The organism is Pseudomonas sp. Rh2 (genome assembly GCF_040762985.1).
In the GTDB taxonomy this organism is placed as follows: domain Bacteria; phylum Pseudomonadota; class Gammaproteobacteria; order Pseudomonadales; family Pseudomonadaceae; genus Aquipseudomonas; species Aquipseudomonas taiwanensis.
Map to the genome: position 1 here is coordinate 2781669 of NZ_CP142890.1, position 14658 is coordinate 2796326.

The 14658-nt window shown below is 62.4% G+C and carries 15 protein-coding genes and 1 pseudogene; 4 read left to right on the top strand and 12 right to left on the bottom strand.

The window, feature by feature from the left end; translation table 11 throughout:
• Positions 1-4 precede the first annotated feature (4 nt).
• A complete protein-coding gene (locus VXM67_RS12530; RefSeq protein ID WP_027907194.1) occupies positions 5-1330 on the top strand; it encodes an FMN-binding glutamate synthase family protein in 1326 nt (441 codons plus the stop codon).
• A gap of 63 nt (positions 1331-1393) precedes the next feature.
• Here VXM67_RS12530 and VXM67_RS12535 read toward each other — a convergent pair whose 3' ends face one another.
• A complete protein-coding gene (locus VXM67_RS12535; protein ID WP_023380258.1) occupies positions 1394-1846 on the bottom strand; it encodes an Lrp/AsnC family transcriptional regulator in 453 nt (150 codons plus the stop codon).
• Between the two features lie 111 nt (positions 1847-1957).
• Between VXM67_RS12535 and VXM67_RS12540 the strand changes: the two genes are divergently transcribed.
• Complete coding sequence (locus VXM67_RS12540; RefSeq protein ID WP_023380259.1) at positions 1958-2575, top strand: LysE family translocator; 618 nt, start codon at positions 1958-1960, stop codon at positions 2573-2575.
• A gap of 16 nt (positions 2576-2591) precedes the next feature.
• On the opposite strand, the gene VXM67_RS12545 is transcribed toward VXM67_RS12540, so the two are convergent.
• From VXM67_RS12545 to VXM67_RS12585, 9 genes are all read right to left on the bottom strand, one after another.
• Positions 2592-3155 (bottom strand): NUDIX hydrolase, encoded by a 564-nt coding sequence (locus tag VXM67_RS12545; RefSeq protein WP_186598409.1) that lies wholly within the window; start codon positions 3153-3155, stop codon positions 2592-2594.
• A gap of 2 nt (positions 3156-3157) precedes the next feature.
• A complete protein-coding gene (locus VXM67_RS12550; protein ID WP_023380261.1) occupies positions 3158-3910 on the bottom strand; it encodes a GntR family transcriptional regulator in 753 nt (250 codons plus the stop codon).
• A gap of 87 nt (positions 3911-3997) precedes the next feature.
• Positions 3998-4387: a carboxymuconolactone decarboxylase family protein gene (locus tag VXM67_RS12555; protein WP_023380262.1), complete on the bottom strand. Its 390-nt coding sequence runs from the start codon at positions 4385-4387 to the stop codon at positions 3998-4000.
• Between the two features lie 134 nt (positions 4388-4521).
• Positions 4522-5007, bottom strand: coding sequence for a flavin reductase family protein (locus VXM67_RS12560; RefSeq protein ID WP_104881861.1), 486 nt, complete (start codon positions 5005-5007; stop codon positions 4522-4524).
• Positions 5008-5020: 13 nt separating this feature from the next.
• The gene (locus tag VXM67_RS12565) at positions 5021-6502 is read right to left on the bottom strand and encodes an aldehyde dehydrogenase (protein WP_023380264.1); all 1482 of its coding nucleotides are present in this window, start codon (positions 6500-6502) and stop codon (positions 5021-5023) included.
• A complete protein-coding gene (locus VXM67_RS12570; RefSeq protein ID WP_104882530.1) occupies positions 6499-7332 on the bottom strand; it encodes an alpha/beta fold hydrolase in 834 nt (277 codons plus the stop codon). The genes VXM67_RS12565 and VXM67_RS12570 overlap by 4 nt, the downstream gene beginning before the upstream one ends.
• Before the next feature lie 66 nt (positions 7333-7398).
• The gene (locus VXM67_RS12575; RefSeq protein WP_023380267.1) at positions 7399-7995 is read right to left on the bottom strand and encodes an amino acid synthesis family protein; all 597 of its coding nucleotides are present in this window, start codon (positions 7993-7995) and stop codon (positions 7399-7401) included.
• Between the two features lie 303 nt (positions 7996-8298).
• Positions 8299-9342, bottom strand: coding sequence for an LLM class flavin-dependent oxidoreductase (locus tag VXM67_RS12580; RefSeq protein ID WP_023380268.1), 1044 nt, complete (start codon positions 9340-9342; stop codon positions 8299-8301).
• A gap of 66 nt (positions 9343-9408) precedes the next feature.
• Complete coding sequence (locus tag VXM67_RS12585) at positions 9409-9894, bottom strand: flavin reductase family protein (RefSeq protein WP_023380269.1); 486 nt, start codon at positions 9892-9894, stop codon at positions 9409-9411.
• A gap of 317 nt (positions 9895-10211) precedes the next feature.
• Between VXM67_RS12585 and VXM67_RS12590 the strand changes: the two genes are divergently transcribed.
• Positions 10212-11615, top strand: a complete 1404-nt coding sequence (locus VXM67_RS12590; RefSeq protein WP_023380270.1) for a cytosine permease — start codon at positions 10212-10214, stop codon at positions 11613-11615.
• A 62-nt stretch (positions 11616-11677) separates the two neighbouring features.
• Here the strand turns inward: VXM67_RS12590 and VXM67_RS12595 are convergent, their stop codons facing one another.
• Together VXM67_RS12595 and VXM67_RS12600 are read right to left on the bottom strand one after the other, a co-directional pair.
• Positions 11678-12829, bottom strand: a complete 1152-nt coding sequence (locus VXM67_RS12595) for an acyl-CoA dehydrogenase family protein (protein WP_023380271.1) — start codon at positions 12827-12829, stop codon at positions 11678-11680.
• A gap of 16 nt (positions 12830-12845) precedes the next feature.
• Positions 12846-13916 (bottom strand): enoyl-CoA hydratase/isomerase family protein, encoded by a 1071-nt coding sequence (locus VXM67_RS12600; RefSeq protein WP_023380272.1) that lies wholly within the window; start codon positions 13914-13916, stop codon positions 12846-12848.
• Positions 13917-14311: 395 nt separating this feature from the next.
• Between VXM67_RS12600 and VXM67_RS12605 the strand changes: the two are divergent.
• Positions 14312-14554 (top strand): annotated as a pseudogene (locus VXM67_RS12605) (type VI secretion system tip protein VgrG); the annotation flags it as partial.
• Positions 14555-14658: the final 104 nt, after the last annotated feature.

Consider the following 14658-nt stretch of genomic DNA (forward strand, 5'->3'; position numbering starts at 1 on the left):
CATCATGAGCGAGCAACCCACCCCGGTACTGCGTGAGTCGGCCACCTTCGACCGCCTGACCATCCAGGAAATCCAGCGCGCCGCCGAAACCGGCATCTATGACATTCGTGGCGGTGGCACCAAGCGCCGTGTGCCGCATTTCGACGATCTGTTGCTGCTGGGCGCCAGCGTGTCGCGGTACCCGTTGGAAGGCTACCGCGAAAAATGCGGCACGGACGTAGTCCTGGGCACCCGTTTTGCCAAGAAGCCGATACACCTGAAAATCCCGGTGACCATCGCCGGCATGAGCTTCGGCGCGTTGTCAGCCAACGCCAAGGAGGCTCTGGGCCGTGGGGCCACCATCGCCGGTACCAGTACCACCACCGGTGACGGCGGCATGACCACGGAAGAGCGCGGCCAGTCGCAGCATCTTGTCTACCAGTACCTGCCTTCGCGCTATGGCATGAACCCGGATGACCTGCGCAAGGCCGACGCCATCGAGATCGTCCTTGGCCAGGGCGCCAAGCCTGGCGGCGGCGGTATGTTGCTGGGCATGAAAGTGACCGAGCGGGTGGCCGGTATGCGCACCTTGCCGATCGGGGTCGATCAGCGCAGCGCCTGCCGCCACCCGGATTGGACCGGACCGGATGACCTGGCGATCAAGATTGCCGAGCTGCGCGAGATCACCGATTGGGAAAAGCCCATCTACGTCAAGATCGGTGCCAGCCGACCGTACTATGACGTGAAGCTGGCGGTGAAGGCCGGTGCGGACGTGATCGTGCTCGACGGCATGCAGGGCGGTACCGCAGCGACCCAGGAAGTGTTCATTGAGCACGTGGGTATCCCGATCCTGCCAGCCATCCCGCAAGCGGTGCAGGCGCTGCAGGAAATGGGCATGCACCGCCAGGTTCAACTGATTGTCTCCGGAGGCATCCGCAATGGTGCTGACGTGGCCAAAGCCATGGCCTTGGGCGCCGATGCCGTGGCCATCGGGACTGCCGCGCTGATCGCCCTGGGCGACAACCATCCACGGCTGGATGCCGAACTGAAAAAAATCGGCTCGGCTGCCGGCTTCTACGACGACTGGCAGAACGGCCGAGACCCAGCGGGTATCACCACGCAGGACCCGGAGCTGGCCAAGCGCCTGAACCCGGAGGAGGCCGGTCGTCGCCTGGCCAACTACCTGCGGGTCCTGGTGCTCGAAGCCCAGACCATGGCCCGCGCCTGCGGCAAGTCGCACCTGCACAACCTTGACCCTGAGGACCTGGTGGCGCTGACGGTGGAAGCAGCGGCCATGGCGCGGGTGCCGCTGGCGGGTACTGCCTGGGTACCGGGGCAGGCGCAGTACTGATGTTGTTGCACTGACTGCTCTGGTCTCATCGCCGGCTTGCCGGCGATGAGACCGATGCAACGCCTACATCGGCAACAGCCGATCCTGGATCACCTCTTTCATCACCAATGTCGAACTCAAGCGTTTCACATTGGGAATGCTGGTCAATTGCTCGTCGTACAGCTTCTGAAACGCCGGCAGGTCCTTGGCCACCACATGCAACAAGTAATCTGGGTCGCCAAACAACCGCTGGGCCTCGACGATCTGCGGAATTTCACCCAGTGCGCCTTCGAAATCGGCCACGGGCTGGCGGGTGACTTCGCGCAAGGTGACGAACACCAATGCCGCGAAATTGAGCCCCAAGGCCGAGGGCGCCAAGCGTGCGTGATAGCCAAGAATCGCGCCGTTCTCCTCCAGCGCCTTCAGCCGCCTGTGGCATGGCGACAGGCTCAGGCCGACGCGGTCGGCGAGCTCTGTGACCGACAGCCGACCGTCTTTTTGCAGTTCGGCAAGTATCTTTCTGTCTGTTCTGTCCATTGGGAAGAATCTTCCACCAAATAACGTTCCGCGGGGAATATACGAAAGAAAATCCCCTGGCGGAACCCGTACGCTGTGTCCATCCCCTACCGCGTGCAAAGGAAGTTTCAAGTGGCTATGAGTGTGCTGATGGCGTTCTGGGCCGTGTCGTTGCTGTTCGTGATTACCCCCGGAGCCGACTGGGCATATGCCATCTCGGCGGGCATGCGTGGGCGCTGGGTGATGCCGGCGGTAGCAGGAATGCTGTCGGGGCATTTCATGGCCACACTGGTGGTGGCGGCGGGTGTTGGTACCGTGCTGGCGGGGCACCCCGTGGCCTTGATGTTGCTGACGCTGGCCGGCTGCATCTACTTGCTGTGGCTGGGCGGCAATCTGTTGCTCAGCCCACCGGTGCCGCAATCGGGGCAAAGCAGTATTGCTGACTCTGGCAAGCGCTGGGCACTGAAGGGCTTTTGCGTGAGCGGCCTGAACCCCAAGGTGTTCCTGTTGTTCCTGGCCTTGCTGCCGCAGTTCACCGACCCGCAATCGAGCTGGCCGGTACCGTTGCAGATTCTGCTGCTGGGCCTGGTGCACCTGTGCAGTTCGCTGGTGGTCTATTCGCTGGTGGGGTACGGCGCCAAGGCGGTGCTGAGCAGCCGTCCGGGCGCGGCCAGGATGGTCGGGCGGGTCTCAGGGGGGGTGATGATCCTGGTCGCAGTGGGGTTGATTGCCGGGCAGTTGGGCAGTTGATCGCGCCTTTGTCGGCTCAGCGCATGAAATGCACTTTGCCGGTATCGTCATTACCCATGTAGATCCCATACACCCCCGCCTGCCGTTCAAGGATGTAACGCTCGAGAATCTGTCGGATCGCCGGGTAGTAGATGTCGTCCCAGGGAATCTCGTCAGGCTCGAAGAACTGGTAAGCCATTGTCTCGGGCCCGAACTGGCCGGTCTCTTCGGTGGCGATGGCGCGGAAGATGATGTACACCTCGCTGATCTTCGGCACGCTGAAGATCGAATAAGGCGAGACGATATCGGCGCGCACGCCGCTTTCTTCCCAGACTTCGCGCAGGGCCGCCTGTTCGGTGGTTTCACCGGCCTCCATGAAACCGGCCGGCAAGGTCCAGGTGCCTGGACGGGGAGGGATGGCACGCTGGCACAGCAGGTACTTGCCCTCGCGCTCGATGATGCAGCCGGCGATGATCTTCGGGTTGATGTAGTGGACGTAGCCACAGCCAGGGCAGTGCAGGCGCTCGTGGGTGTCGCCAGTGGGAACGCCCCGGGCCAGTTCCGTGGTGCAGTGCGGGCAGTAGCGCGGGGCGGTGGTCATGGTCAGCGGCCTATGCGAGGTTCCTTGAGGGCCAGGGGCTCGACGATATCGCGCACCTTGGTGTTGTCGTCCTGCTTCTGGCGCAGGTATTCCAGCGCTACCTTGGCGGCGGCGCGAACGTGGTCGACCGAAGCTTGGTGGGCAACCACTGGGTCGCCACTCTTGATCGCCTCGACAATCTTCTCCATCTCACGGTTGCTGGCGCCGCGGCGGTTCTCTTGCGACACCGAAGTGGCGCGCAGGTAGCTGATGCGGGCCTGAAGCTGGCGTAGCTGTTGCGCCGCCACCTGGTTGCCGGAGCCTTCGAGCAGGACGTCGTAGAAGCCTTGTACCGACTCGAGCACTTGCTGCAGTTCGCCTTCTTCGAGGGCTTCGCGGTTGACCTCGAGGGCGCGCTCAAGGGCGCGGATGTCCTTGGCCTTGGCGTTGAGCGTGAACAGCTGCACGATCAGGCCTTCGAGTACACAGCGCAGCTCGTAGATGTCGCGGGCATCTTCCAGGGTGATGATGGCAACGCGTGGGCCCTTGGCGTCGGCGAATTCCACCAGGCCTTCGGATTCCAGGTGACGCAGGGCTTCGCGCACCGAGGTGCGGCTCACGCCAAGGCGGTCGCAGAGGTCGCGCTCTACCAGGCGGTCGCCTGGTAGAAGGTGGAAATTCATGATCGCGCCGCGCAGCTTGTCGAGCACGATTTCACGCAGAGTAACGGGGTTGCGGTTGACCTTGAAGCTGTCGTCGAGTGGCTGGCGTTTCATCAGGTGCGCTCTTTATGAGGCTGTTGCGCCAACATCGCGGAGTGCCTTGAACCTGGCACTCCTTGCAGTGGTTCGAACAGCCCGTTGTTAACGGGTTGACTCCGCATCGGCTTCGGCGAACGCTTCGCGGGCCAGGCGGAAACTGTCCACCGCCGCGGGTACGCCGCAATAAATGCCGACCTGGAGCAGGATCTCGCGAATCTGTTCACGGCTCAGGCCATTGCGCAATGCGCCGCGAATGTGCAGCTTGAGCTCGTGGGGCCGGTTGAGCGCGGAAATCATGGCCAAGTTTATCATGCTGCGCTCTTTGAGCGACAAGCCTTCGCGGCCCCAGACGTGGCCCCAGCAGTACTCGGTGACCAGCTCCTGCAAGGGCTTGGTGAAGTCGTCGGCATTCTGGATCGAACGGTTGACGTACTCCTCGCCCAGCACCTGGGTACGGATCTGCAGGCCCTTGTCGTACTTTTCGTTGCTCATTGCCGTGCTCCGAATGAAAAAGGGGGCCGCAACCGAGGGTGAGAGGTGGGCGCGGCCCCTGAAAACAGGGGAATGTGTGTGAGCTTCTGCGCGGTTTTACCCGCGAAGAAGCCAACACCGCTTCCTTGGGGGTCTTAACCCAAAGGTGGCAGGGCACCTAGCTTGCCTTTGTGGTAGACCATCGGCGTCACCGGCTCGGCTGGCAGCACCAGGTTCTTCACCGCGCCAACGATGATCGCGTGGTCGCCGCCGTCGTATTCACGCCACAGTTCGCACTCTATGATCGCCGTGGCCTTGCTCAGCAACGGGTTGCCCAGTTCGCTCAGGTGCCATTCGATGCCTTTGGCCTTGTCCTTGCCTTTACCGGCGAAGGCGTAAGCCTCAGCAGTCTGGTCGGCTGACAGCAGGTGAATGGCGAACTGCTTGCTGTCACGCAGGATCGGGTAGGTGTCGGAGGCGTAGTTGGGACAGAACAGCACCAGTGCCGGGTCGATCGACAGCGCGCTGAACGCGCTGGCGGTGATGCCGACGATGGCGCCGTCGGCATCGAGGGTGGTGACCACCGTCACGCCGGACGGGAAGGAGCCCATCACGTCTTTGTAGATGCCAGGTTCGATCATCTCGTGTTACCTCTTAGCGCATCACGAACGGGTCGGGCATCGGCGCGGTGGAGAGATTGATCCACACCGTCTTCAGCTCGGTATAAGCCAGCACCGAGTCGATGCCGCTCTCACGGCCGTAGCCGCTGTTCTTGAAGCCACCGATCGGCGCCATGGCCGACACGGCACGGTAGGTGTTGACCCAGATGATGCCGGAGCGTACGTCACGGGCCAGGCGATGGGCACGGCCCAGGTCACGGGTCCAGATCCCGGCTGCCAGGCCGAACTGGGAGTCGTTGGCGATTGCCAAGGCCTCTTCCTCGGTCTTGAAGCGGATCACCGCCGCGACCGGGCCGAATACCTCTTCCTGCATGATGGTCATCGAGTTGCTGTCGCACTCGAACAGGGTCGGCTCGTAGAACCAGCCGTCCCCCTCGACCTCGGCACGCTTGCCACCCATGTGCAATTTGGCGCCTTCGGCCTTGGCGGCCGCAACCAGGCCTTCGACCACGGCCAGTTGCTGGGCGGTGGCCATCGGGCCCATCTCGCTGGCATCGTCCTGCGGATTACCGATACGAATGCGCTTGGCGCGGGCGATCAGGCGCTCGACGAACTCATCGAAGATCTCATCCTGCACCAGCAAGCGCGAACCTGCCACGCAGCTTTGTCCCGAGGCGGCATAGATGCCGGCTACGGCGCCGTTGATGGCGCTGTCCAGGTCAGCGTCGGCGAAGATGATGTTTGGCGACTTGCCACCCAGCTCTAGGGACAGCTTGGCGAAGTTCTCGGCGCTGCTGCGCACCACATGGCGGGCGGTGGCAGCACCGCCGGTGAAGGCGATCTTGCGCACCAGTGGATGGCGGGTAAGCGCTGCGCCAGTGCTTGGGCCGTAGCCGGTCACCACGTTGACCACGCCAGCCGGGAAGCCGGCTTCTAGGGCCAGGCGGGCCAGCTCCAGAATGGTCGCTGAGGCGTGCTCGGACGGCTTGAGCACGATGGTGTTGCCGGCGGCCAGAGCCGGCGCCAGCTTGATCGCGGTCAGGTACAGTGGGCTGTTCCACGGGATGATCCCGGCCACCACGCCGATCGGCTCGTGCACGGTGTAGGCGAACAGGTCAGGCTTGTCCAGCGGCAGGGTGCCGCCTTCGAGCTTGTCGGCCAGGCCTGCGGTGTAGTGGAAGAACTCCGGCAGGTAGCCGACCTGGCCGCGGGTTTCGCGGATCAGCTTGCCGTTGTCGCGGCTTTCGAGCTGGGCGAGGTGCTCTTTGTTCTGGGCGATCAGATCGCCGAGGCGACGCAGCAGCTTGCCTCGGGCGGTCGCGGTGAGGCTGCGCCAGGCTCTGCTGTCGAAGGCACGCTGGGCGGCCTGCACGGCCAGTTCGACATCGGCCTCACCGGCGTCGGGCAGTTGCGCCCAGGCCTTGGCGGTAGCCGGGTCGAGGCTGTCGAAGGTCTTGCCGCTCTGGGCATCGAGCCATTGGCCGTCGATGCACATCTGGAAACGAACGAGGGTCATGCAACAATCCCCTTGGCGGATTCGGTAAGGGTGCGGGCTTGCGCCAGGAAGTCCAGAAGCATCTTGTTGACTTCCCGCGGCGCTTCCACCGGCATCATATGCCGTTGCTCGGCGAGGACCACGCTTTGCGCACCAGGAATGCGCGCGGCAAGCTGGCGAGTCATGGCCGGGGTGGAGCCTGCGTCGAGTTCACCGGTGGCGATCAGCGTCGGCACCTGGATGCTGCCCAGGTCGTCGGCGCGATACATGTCTTGGGTGGCGAACAGCGCATAAGTGGTGTGATAGCCCTGCGGATCGTTGCTCGCCAGCACCTGGCGGATGGCGGCGACCTGCGCGGGGTTGGCGGCTTTGTATTCGCGGCTGAACCAGCGGTCGAGCGCGGCATCGACGTTGGCGTCCGGGCCTTGTTGCGCAGCCTGGGCGGCACGGGCGATGACGCCGGCGCTCTGCTCGGGGGTGCGGTTGAACACGCTGTTGAGCACCACCAGCGCGGCAAGGCGCTGCGGGTGGTGAAGGGCGAATGCGCGCGCCACCAGGCCACCCATCGAGAAGCCAATCACGGTGGCTTGGGCAATCTGCAGGTGATCGAGCAGTTCGGCCAGTTGGTCGGCGTAGCCTTCCAGGCCTACGTCGGGCGGTGGCAGGGCGCTCTGGCCATGGCCGAGCATGTCATAGGCGATGACCCGATAGTCGTTGGCCAGGCCCACGAACTGCCCGCCCCACATTTCTTTGTTCAGGCCCACGCCGTGGATCAACACCACAGGTTGGCCCTGGCCTTGGACCAGGTAGCTGGTTCCGGCCGGTGTACGTTCAGCGACAGGCTGAATCATGGAGGGCGCTCCTTGAAGGTCGGGCGTGGCGCTTGCACGCAACGCCCCGGCCCGTCTTGGTTGTTGTTATTGAGCGTTGGCTTTTTCGGCAGCCAGTTCTTCCAGGTCGATGTAGCGGTTGCCGATGCGCGGGTGCAGGCGACCGCCGTCGGAGGCGCCCAGGACCACGACGATTTCATCGGCGCGCGGGGCGTCTTCGATCTGCATTTCCAGGGTGATGTAGTGAGAACGCAGGCCTTCGTCGTCCTTCTGCATCATCGGGATCTGAATCGAGGTGCCTGGGCCGCCGCGCTTGTTGGTGAAGCTCAGGTAGCTCTTGGCCTTGACGGCTTCGCGGTAATGGTTGCCGAAGCGCAGGGTGTGGATCACGGCGGAAGCGTGTTCGATTTCGCCATCGGCGCCGACCACGGCGGCCTTGCCGTAGGCTTCGATCTTGTCGGCACCGCCGATGGCGGCGGTCAGGCGCTCGACCATCAGCGCGCCCAGCTCGGAGCAGTTGGCGCGGATTTCCGGCTTCAGATCCTCAACGAAACCGCGACCGGCCCATGGGTTCTTGATCACCACGGCCAGGCCGACCATGGTCACTGGCTTGTCGGTGGCTTTGCCGCCTTCGATGCGGGTCTCTTCGGAGTAGGTGACGATCTTGCGGATTTCGAAACTCATGGGGGGCTCCTGGTGAGGGTTATCAGCTCTTGTTGTCTGATGGTATACCATAATATTTGTTGTGCAAGAGGTGCCGAACAATTTCTCTGGTCAGGGGGACGAAAGGTGGGCTGATCCCTTGGTTTTTGGGCTGTCTGTGCTGGACTTCTCGCGGGTAGCCATGCACCTGCAGGTGCTGCACTGTTCTCGATTTCAGTGGGCTGGCGATGGGAACGCCGCCCATGCAAAAAAATGCCCGCTCACGCGGGCCACGAGGGCCCGCGGGAGCGGGCTCATCCCGCAACGGTTTCAGGCAATGGGAATTCAGGCGAACGCCGGCACCACTTCCTTGATGAAGAGTTCGAGCGACTTTTTCTTCTCGGCGTGGGGCAGGCTGTTGTCGCACCAGAAGCTGAACTCGTCGACGCCCAGTTCCTGGTAGTACTTGATGCGCGCGATGATTTCTTCCGGCGTGCCGATCATGGTGTTCTTGCGGATATTCTCCAGCGCGAACGCCGGCACTTCAGCGAACTTGGACTCCGGGCTTGGCTCTAGGAATCCGTTGACCGGCGTGGTCTTGTTGCCGAACCAGGCGTCGAAGGTGCGGTAGAAGCGCGAGATGGCCTGGGCGCCAACCTTCCAGCCTTCGGGCTCCGACGGGCTGTGTACGTGGGTGTGACGCAGCACCATCAGTTGCGGGCGCGGTACTTCGGGGTTGTTGTCGAGTGCGGCCTGGAACTTGTTCTTCAGGTCCAGCACTTCTTCGTCGCCCTTCATCAGCGGGGTGACCATGACGTTGCAGCCGTTTTTCACAGCGAAATTGTGCGAGTCCGGGTCGCGCGCGGCGATCCACATCGGGGGCATGCCTTTTTGCACGGGCTTGGGCACGCTGGTGGAGGTCGGGAACTTGTAAACCTCACCCTCATGGGCGTAATCGCCTTCCCACAGTTTGCGTACGGCCGGCACCATTTCACGCAGCGCCTTGCCGCCGTCGGTGGCGGGCATGCCGCCGGCCATGCGGTCGAACTCGAACTGATAGGCGCCACGGGCCAGGCCCACTTCCATGCGACCGTTGCTGATCACGTCCAGCAGGGCACATTCACCGGCCACGCGGATAGGGTTCCAGAACGGCGCGATGATGGTGCCGGCGCCCAGGCGGATTTTCTCGGTGCGCGCGGCCAGGTAGGCCAGCAGCGGCATCGGGCTCGGCGAGATGGTGTATTCCATGGCGTGGTGTTCGCCGATCCACACGGTGCTGAAACCGCCGTTCTCGGCCATCAGGGTCAGTTCGGTCAGGTCTTCGAACAGCTGGCGATGGCTGACCTGTTCATCCCAACGTTCCATGTGCACGAACAACGAAAATTTCATGGGGCTTTCCTCGGAGCTTTAAGGTGTCGCCTGGTGCGCCAGGCGTCATTGATGACGATAGGTGGCTCAGGCGAAGGCGGGCAGGCTGGCCATCTTGCCGCGGCAGTAGACCATCGGCCGTGGGGCCTCTTCGGGCACGATCAGGTTGTGCACCTTGCCGACCATGATGGCGTGGTCGCCGCCTTCGTATTCACGCCACAATTCGCATTCGATGACGGCGGTGGCGCCGGCCAGAATGGGGTTGCCAAGCTCGCTCAAAGTCCACTCGATACCAGCGGCCTTGTCCTTGCCTTTCTTGGCGAACGCGTAGGCTTCGGTCTGTTGCTCGCCAGAGAGCAGGTGGATGGCAAAGCGCTTGTTGCGCATCAGTACCGGGTAGGAATCGGAGCTGTAGTTCGGGCAGAACAGCACCAGCGGCGGGTCCATGGACAGGGAAGAAAATGCGCTTGCGGTAAGGCCGACGATCGAACCATCGTCGTCCAGGGTGGTGATGACCGTGACGCCGGACGGGAAGGAGCCCAGGACATGCTTGTAGACGGTTGCATCGATCATGGCGAATACCTCGAGAGGGCTGCGGTGGTCCGCGGTTTTTATCGTTGATGTGTCTGATGGTATACCGTAATACTCGATTTGCAAGTGGAATTTTACACCGGGTAAAAATCACGATGAATGGCGCAAGGCCGCATGAACAGCGGCTTTGAAAAAATCAAGCAAGCATTGCGGGTGCTGCTGAACCGGATCAGTTACACATTTTTCAGCCGCATCAGTGTTGTCAAAAGTTTGGAATACCATAATATGGTCTTCAGCTGAGAGGCCGCCCCGCGCGGTTTCCTTACAAAGATAAAAACGACCTTTCGAGCTGAAAACCTATGTCCCAACCGTCGTCGCAACACCAGTTTGTCGAGAATCACACGGTCGATTACGTTCCACCTGCCGAGCGCCATGGGAAGGCGCGTGATCTGTTCACCCTTTGGTTCAGCACCAACATAGCGCCCCTGCCCATCGTCACCGGCGCCATGGTGGTCCAGGTATTCCACCTGAATCTGTTGTGGGGGTTGGTCGCCATCGTGCTGGGTCATCTTGCCGGGGGCGTGGTCATCGCCTTGGCCTCTGCCCAGGGACCGCAGTTGGGCATTCCGCAGATGGTCCAGAGCCGTGGCCAATTCGGCCGCTATGGCGCCTTACTGATCGTGTTCTTCACGGCGCTCATTTATGTGGGCTTCTTCATTTCCAACATCGTGTTGGCGGGCAAGTCGATCCATGGCATCGCCCCCAGCGTGCCGATGCCCACTGCCATCGTCATTGGTGCGCTGAGCGCAACGGCCATTGGTGTGATCGGTTACCGCTTCATCCACACCTTGAACCGTATTGGCACCTGGGTGATGGGCTCGGCATTGCTGGCAGGCTTCATCATGATGTTCGCCCAGCAGCTGCCGGCTGACTTCTTCAGCCGCGGAGGGTTCAACCTGTCAGGCTTCATCGCCACGGTGTCGCTCGGCACTATCTGGCAGATCAGCTTCTCGCCGTACACCTCCGACTACTCGCGCTACCTGCCGCGTGAGGTAGGCATCGCCAAGCCATTCTGGGCGACCTATTTCGGCGCCACACTGGGCACCATTTTGTGCTTCAGTTTCGGTGCCGTGGCGGTGCTGTGCGTGCCGCAAGGTACCGATGCGATGGACGCGGTCAAGCAAGCCACCGGTTGGCTGGGGCCGATCCTGATGGTGCTGTTCCTGCTCAACATCATCAGCCATAACGCCCTCAACCTCTATGGCGCGGTGCTGTCGATCGTCACGGCCATCCAGACCTTCGTCGCCCAGTGGACCCCGAGCATCAAGGTGCGGGTGATTTTGGCGTCGCTGATCTTGGTGGGCTGCGGCCTGGTAGCGCTCAATGCATCGGCGGACTTCATCGGTCAGTTCATCGGCCTGATCCTGGCGCTACTGCTGGTGCTCGTACCGTGGGCATCGATCAACTTGATCGACTTCTACCTGATCAAGAAAGGCCAGTACGACATTGCCTCGATCTTCCGCGCCGATGGCGGTATCTACGGGCGCTTCAACCACCATGCGATTGTCGCCTATGCCTGCGGGATCCTGGTGCAGTTGCCGTTCGCCAACACTTCGCTGTATGTCGGGCCCTACTCGAACATCGTCGAGGGGGCCGACCTGTCGTGGCTGTTTGGCTTGTTGGTGACGGTGCCGCTCTATTACTGCCTGGCGACCCGAGGCAAGGAAGAGAAAGCGGGGCAGGTTGTCAGTGCGAATGACTGACTGGGCTTCGTAACGACCGTGATGGCGCTGCTTTGGCAGCGCCATCTTCGTTTTCGGGGGGCCTACAACGGATAGTGCTTCAGTTCCCGAGCGATCAGCATCCGCTGGATCTCGCTCGAGCCCTCATAGATCTGCGTGATCCGCGCATCGCGGTAATACCGCTCCACCGGATAGTCTTCCAGGTAGCCATAGCCTCCGTGCACCTGAATCGCCATCGAACACACGCGCTCGGCCATTTCCGAAGCGAACAGCTTGGCCTGGGATGCTTCCGACAAGCACGGCTTGCCCGCGCTGCGCAGGCGCGCAGCATGCAGTATCAACAGGCGCGCGGCATTGACCTGTACCTGCATGTCGGCCAGCAGGTTAGCGATGCTCTGGTGTTCATTGATCGGCTTGCCGAACTGCACACGGTCGCGCGAATAGAGAAGGGCAGCCTCGAATGCCGCGCGGGCTATCCCCAAAGCTTGGGCGGCGATGCCTATCCGCCCGCCTTCGAGGTTGGAGAGGGCGATAGCCAGGCCCTTGCCGCGCTCGCCAAGGATGTTGGCGGCCGGAATACGGCAGTTGTCGAGGGAGACCGCGCAGGTATCCGAAGCGCGGATGCCCATCTTGTGCTCGCTACGGTCGACCTTGAACCCCGGATTGTCGGTCGGCACCAGAAAGGCAGAAAGACCCTTCTTGCCCAGCTCCGGGTCGGTGACGGCGAAGACGATGGCCAGTCCGGCACGGCGGGCGTTGCTGACGAACTGCTTGGAGCCGTTGATCACCCATTCGCCGTTGACCAGCTCTGCACGGGTGCGCAGGTTGTGCGCTTCGGAGCCGGCTTGCGGCTCGGTCAGGCAGAAGCAACCGATGACTTCGCCGCTGGCCAGGCGCGGTAGCCAGGCCTGTTGCTGCTCGGGCGTGCCATAAGCCAGCAGCGGGCCGCAACCGACGGAGTTGTGAATGCTCATCATCGCCCCGGTAGCGCCGCAGCCAGCAGCGATCTCCTCGACGGCCAGGGCATAGGCGACATAGTCGGTGTAGCTGCCGCCAAAGTCTTCAGGCACCACCATGCCAAGCAGGCCCAGTTCGCCCATTTTCTTCACCACGGCGTCATCGATCCAGCCGGCCTTTTCCCAAGCCTGGGCGTGGGGGGCGATCTCGCCGCGGGCAAAGTCCCGGGCCATGTCGCGGATCATGATCTGCTCTTCGCTCAGTTCCAGGTCTTGCATGTGCGTACTCCCAGGCTCACAGGCCTTCGAAGAATTGGTCGACCCGCTGGCGGCTCAGCCCGCTCAAAGTCGGCGGATTCCAGCGTGGTTGTTTGTCCTTGTCGACGATCAGGGCGCGTACGCCTTCGATGATATCGCCGTGCTGGAACCACTGGCGGTCCAGGTGCAACTCCATGGCGAAGCAGTCTTCCAGTGCCAGGTGGCGGCCTCGGCGCAGCATCTCCAAGGTCACTGCCATGGCCAGCGGCGAACGGCTTTCCAGCAGGTCGGCTGTGGCTATGGCCCACGGGCGACTGTCACCGATGCTGACCGCGCGCAGTTGCTCGATGATTGCGAGCGGGTCGGGTTGGGCGAAGAAGTGGTCGATGACGGGGCGCAGCTTTTCCAGAGGGGCATCGTTCAGGGTCTGGGTGCCGAGGGTGGCCATCAGGTTTTGCAGGTCCTTGAGTGGGTATTCGCCGAACGTGATGTTATCCAGGCCTTGCTCCAGGGCAGTGAGGGCGTCGCTGGCCAGGTACCAGTCGGCCAGCCCGCAGTACAAGGCATCGGCGGCCTGGATCTGCACGCCACTGACCCCCAGGTAGATGCCTAGTTCACCGGGAATGCGCGGCAGGAAATAACTGCCGCCCACGTCCGGGAAGTAACCGATGCCCACCTCGGGCATGCCCAGGCGGCTGCGCTCGGTGACGATGCGCAGGTCCGCGCCTTGGGCCAGGCCCATGCCGCCGCCGAGGGTGAAACCGTCCATCAGCACCAGAACCGGTTTGCGGTAGCGATGGATGAGCAGGTCGAGGGCATATTCCTCGACGAAGAAATCTTCGTGAAGCCTGTCACCAGCCTTGAAGCTGTCATGCAGCGAGCGGATATCGCCACCGGCGCAGAAGCCCTTGGGGCCTTCGCCGCGCAGAACCACGGCCTTTACCTGTGCGTCCTCGGCCCACCGGTCCAAGTGCTGGCGCAGGCTGCGCACCATGTCGAGGGTCAGGGCGTTGAGGCCGGTAGGGCGGTTGAGGGTGAGGTGGCCAATGTGGTTGCGAACCTCGGCCAAAACGTGATCCGTTGCCGAGATGTGAGCATGCGCGGTCATCGCGTTCTCCCTGCTTTGTTATTGATTTTCCAAGTGAAGTCTGGAGTGCGCTGGAGTGTCGCAGGATCGTGGCATGCGAATTTACCGTGCACAATCGACAAATCTGCAGGGGTGTCCTGCATTTTTGCCTTATGTGCGCGCCTTCCGGACAAGTCATGCAACTTTAGCGCTGTCGCGTCCCCGCGTCGTCCGTCGCTGGCCACCTTCGATCCTTGCACCGTGAAACGTCACGCTTACCGATCTCGCCCGATGTAGTCCGTATCCCACGAGTCGTGTCGAACTGCATCTGACATACATGGGAAGCGCGTCCCCGTACCGTTCTCGCACCGCGACTTGCCACGTTCACCTGTCAGGTCGCAGTCGTTTTCACTACGTTTTCCTAAAGGAGGACAGGGATGTTTGCCGCCGCGAACCAGACCCATTTCAGCTTGCACATCGACGGCCTGGAGCACGATTTCCAGGTCCTCGCCTTCAACGGCACGGAAGCCATCAGCCACGCCTATGCCATTGACCTCGAGCTGGTGAGCGAATGCCCTTCGCTGGACCTGGAACGCCTGCTACACAAACCCGCCTTCCTCCAGCTCGACGACAGCGGGCGTGGCCTGCACGGCCTGATCCATCGCGCCGCCCAGGGCAAGCTCCTGGCCTGCACCGGCATGAGACTGGCCCAGAGCGGCCAGGCCGCGCTGCAACAGGTGCAACTGCCCACGCTGCCGACGCTGAGCCCTCCCGCCAACCCGGC

Coding starts and splice junctions, on each gene's coding strand:
- VXM67_RS12530 (WP_027907194.1), top strand. CDS start 5: ATGAGCGAGCAACCCACCCCGGTACTGCGTGAGTCGGCCACCTTCGAC.
- VXM67_RS12535 (WP_023380258.1), bottom strand. CDS start 1,846: ATGGACAGAACAGACAGAAAGATACTTGCCGAACTGCAAAAAGACGGT.
- VXM67_RS12545 (WP_186598409.1), bottom strand. CDS start 3,155: ATGACCACCGCCCCGCGCTACTGCCCGCACTGCACCACGGAACTGGCC.
- VXM67_RS12550 (WP_023380261.1), bottom strand. CDS start 3,910: ATGAAACGCCAGCCACTCGACGACAGCTTCAAGGTCAACCGCAACCCC.
- VXM67_RS12555 (WP_023380262.1), bottom strand. CDS start 4,387: ATGAGCAACGAAAAGTACGACAAGGGCCTGCAGATCCGTACCCAGGTG.
- VXM67_RS12560 (WP_104881861.1), bottom strand. CDS start 5,007: ATGATCGAACCTGGCATCTACAAAGACGTGATGGGCTCCTTCCCGTCC.
- VXM67_RS12565 (WP_023380264.1), bottom strand. CDS start 6,502: ATGACCCTCGTTCGTTTCCAGATGTGCATCGACGGCCAATGGCTCGAT.
- VXM67_RS12570 (WP_104882530.1), bottom strand. CDS start 7,332: ATGATTCAGCCTGTCGCTGAACGTACACCGGCCGGAACCAGCTACCTG.
- VXM67_RS12575 (WP_023380267.1), bottom strand. CDS start 7,995: ATGAGTTTCGAAATCCGCAAGATCGTCACCTACTCCGAAGAGACCCGC.
- VXM67_RS12580 (WP_023380268.1), bottom strand. CDS start 9,342: ATGAAATTTTCGTTGTTCGTGCACATGGAACGTTGGGATGAACAGGTC.
- VXM67_RS12585 (WP_023380269.1), bottom strand. CDS start 9,894: ATGATCGATGCAACCGTCTACAAGCATGTCCTGGGCTCCTTCCCGTCC.
- VXM67_RS12590 (WP_023380270.1), top strand. CDS start 10,212: ATGTCCCAACCGTCGTCGCAACACCAGTTTGTCGAGAATCACACGGTC.
- VXM67_RS12595 (WP_023380271.1), bottom strand. CDS start 12,829: ATGCAAGACCTGGAACTGAGCGAAGAGCAGATCATGATCCGCGACATG.
- VXM67_RS12600 (WP_023380272.1), bottom strand. CDS start 13,916: ATGACCGCGCATGCTCACATCTCGGCAACGGATCACGTTTTGGCCGAG.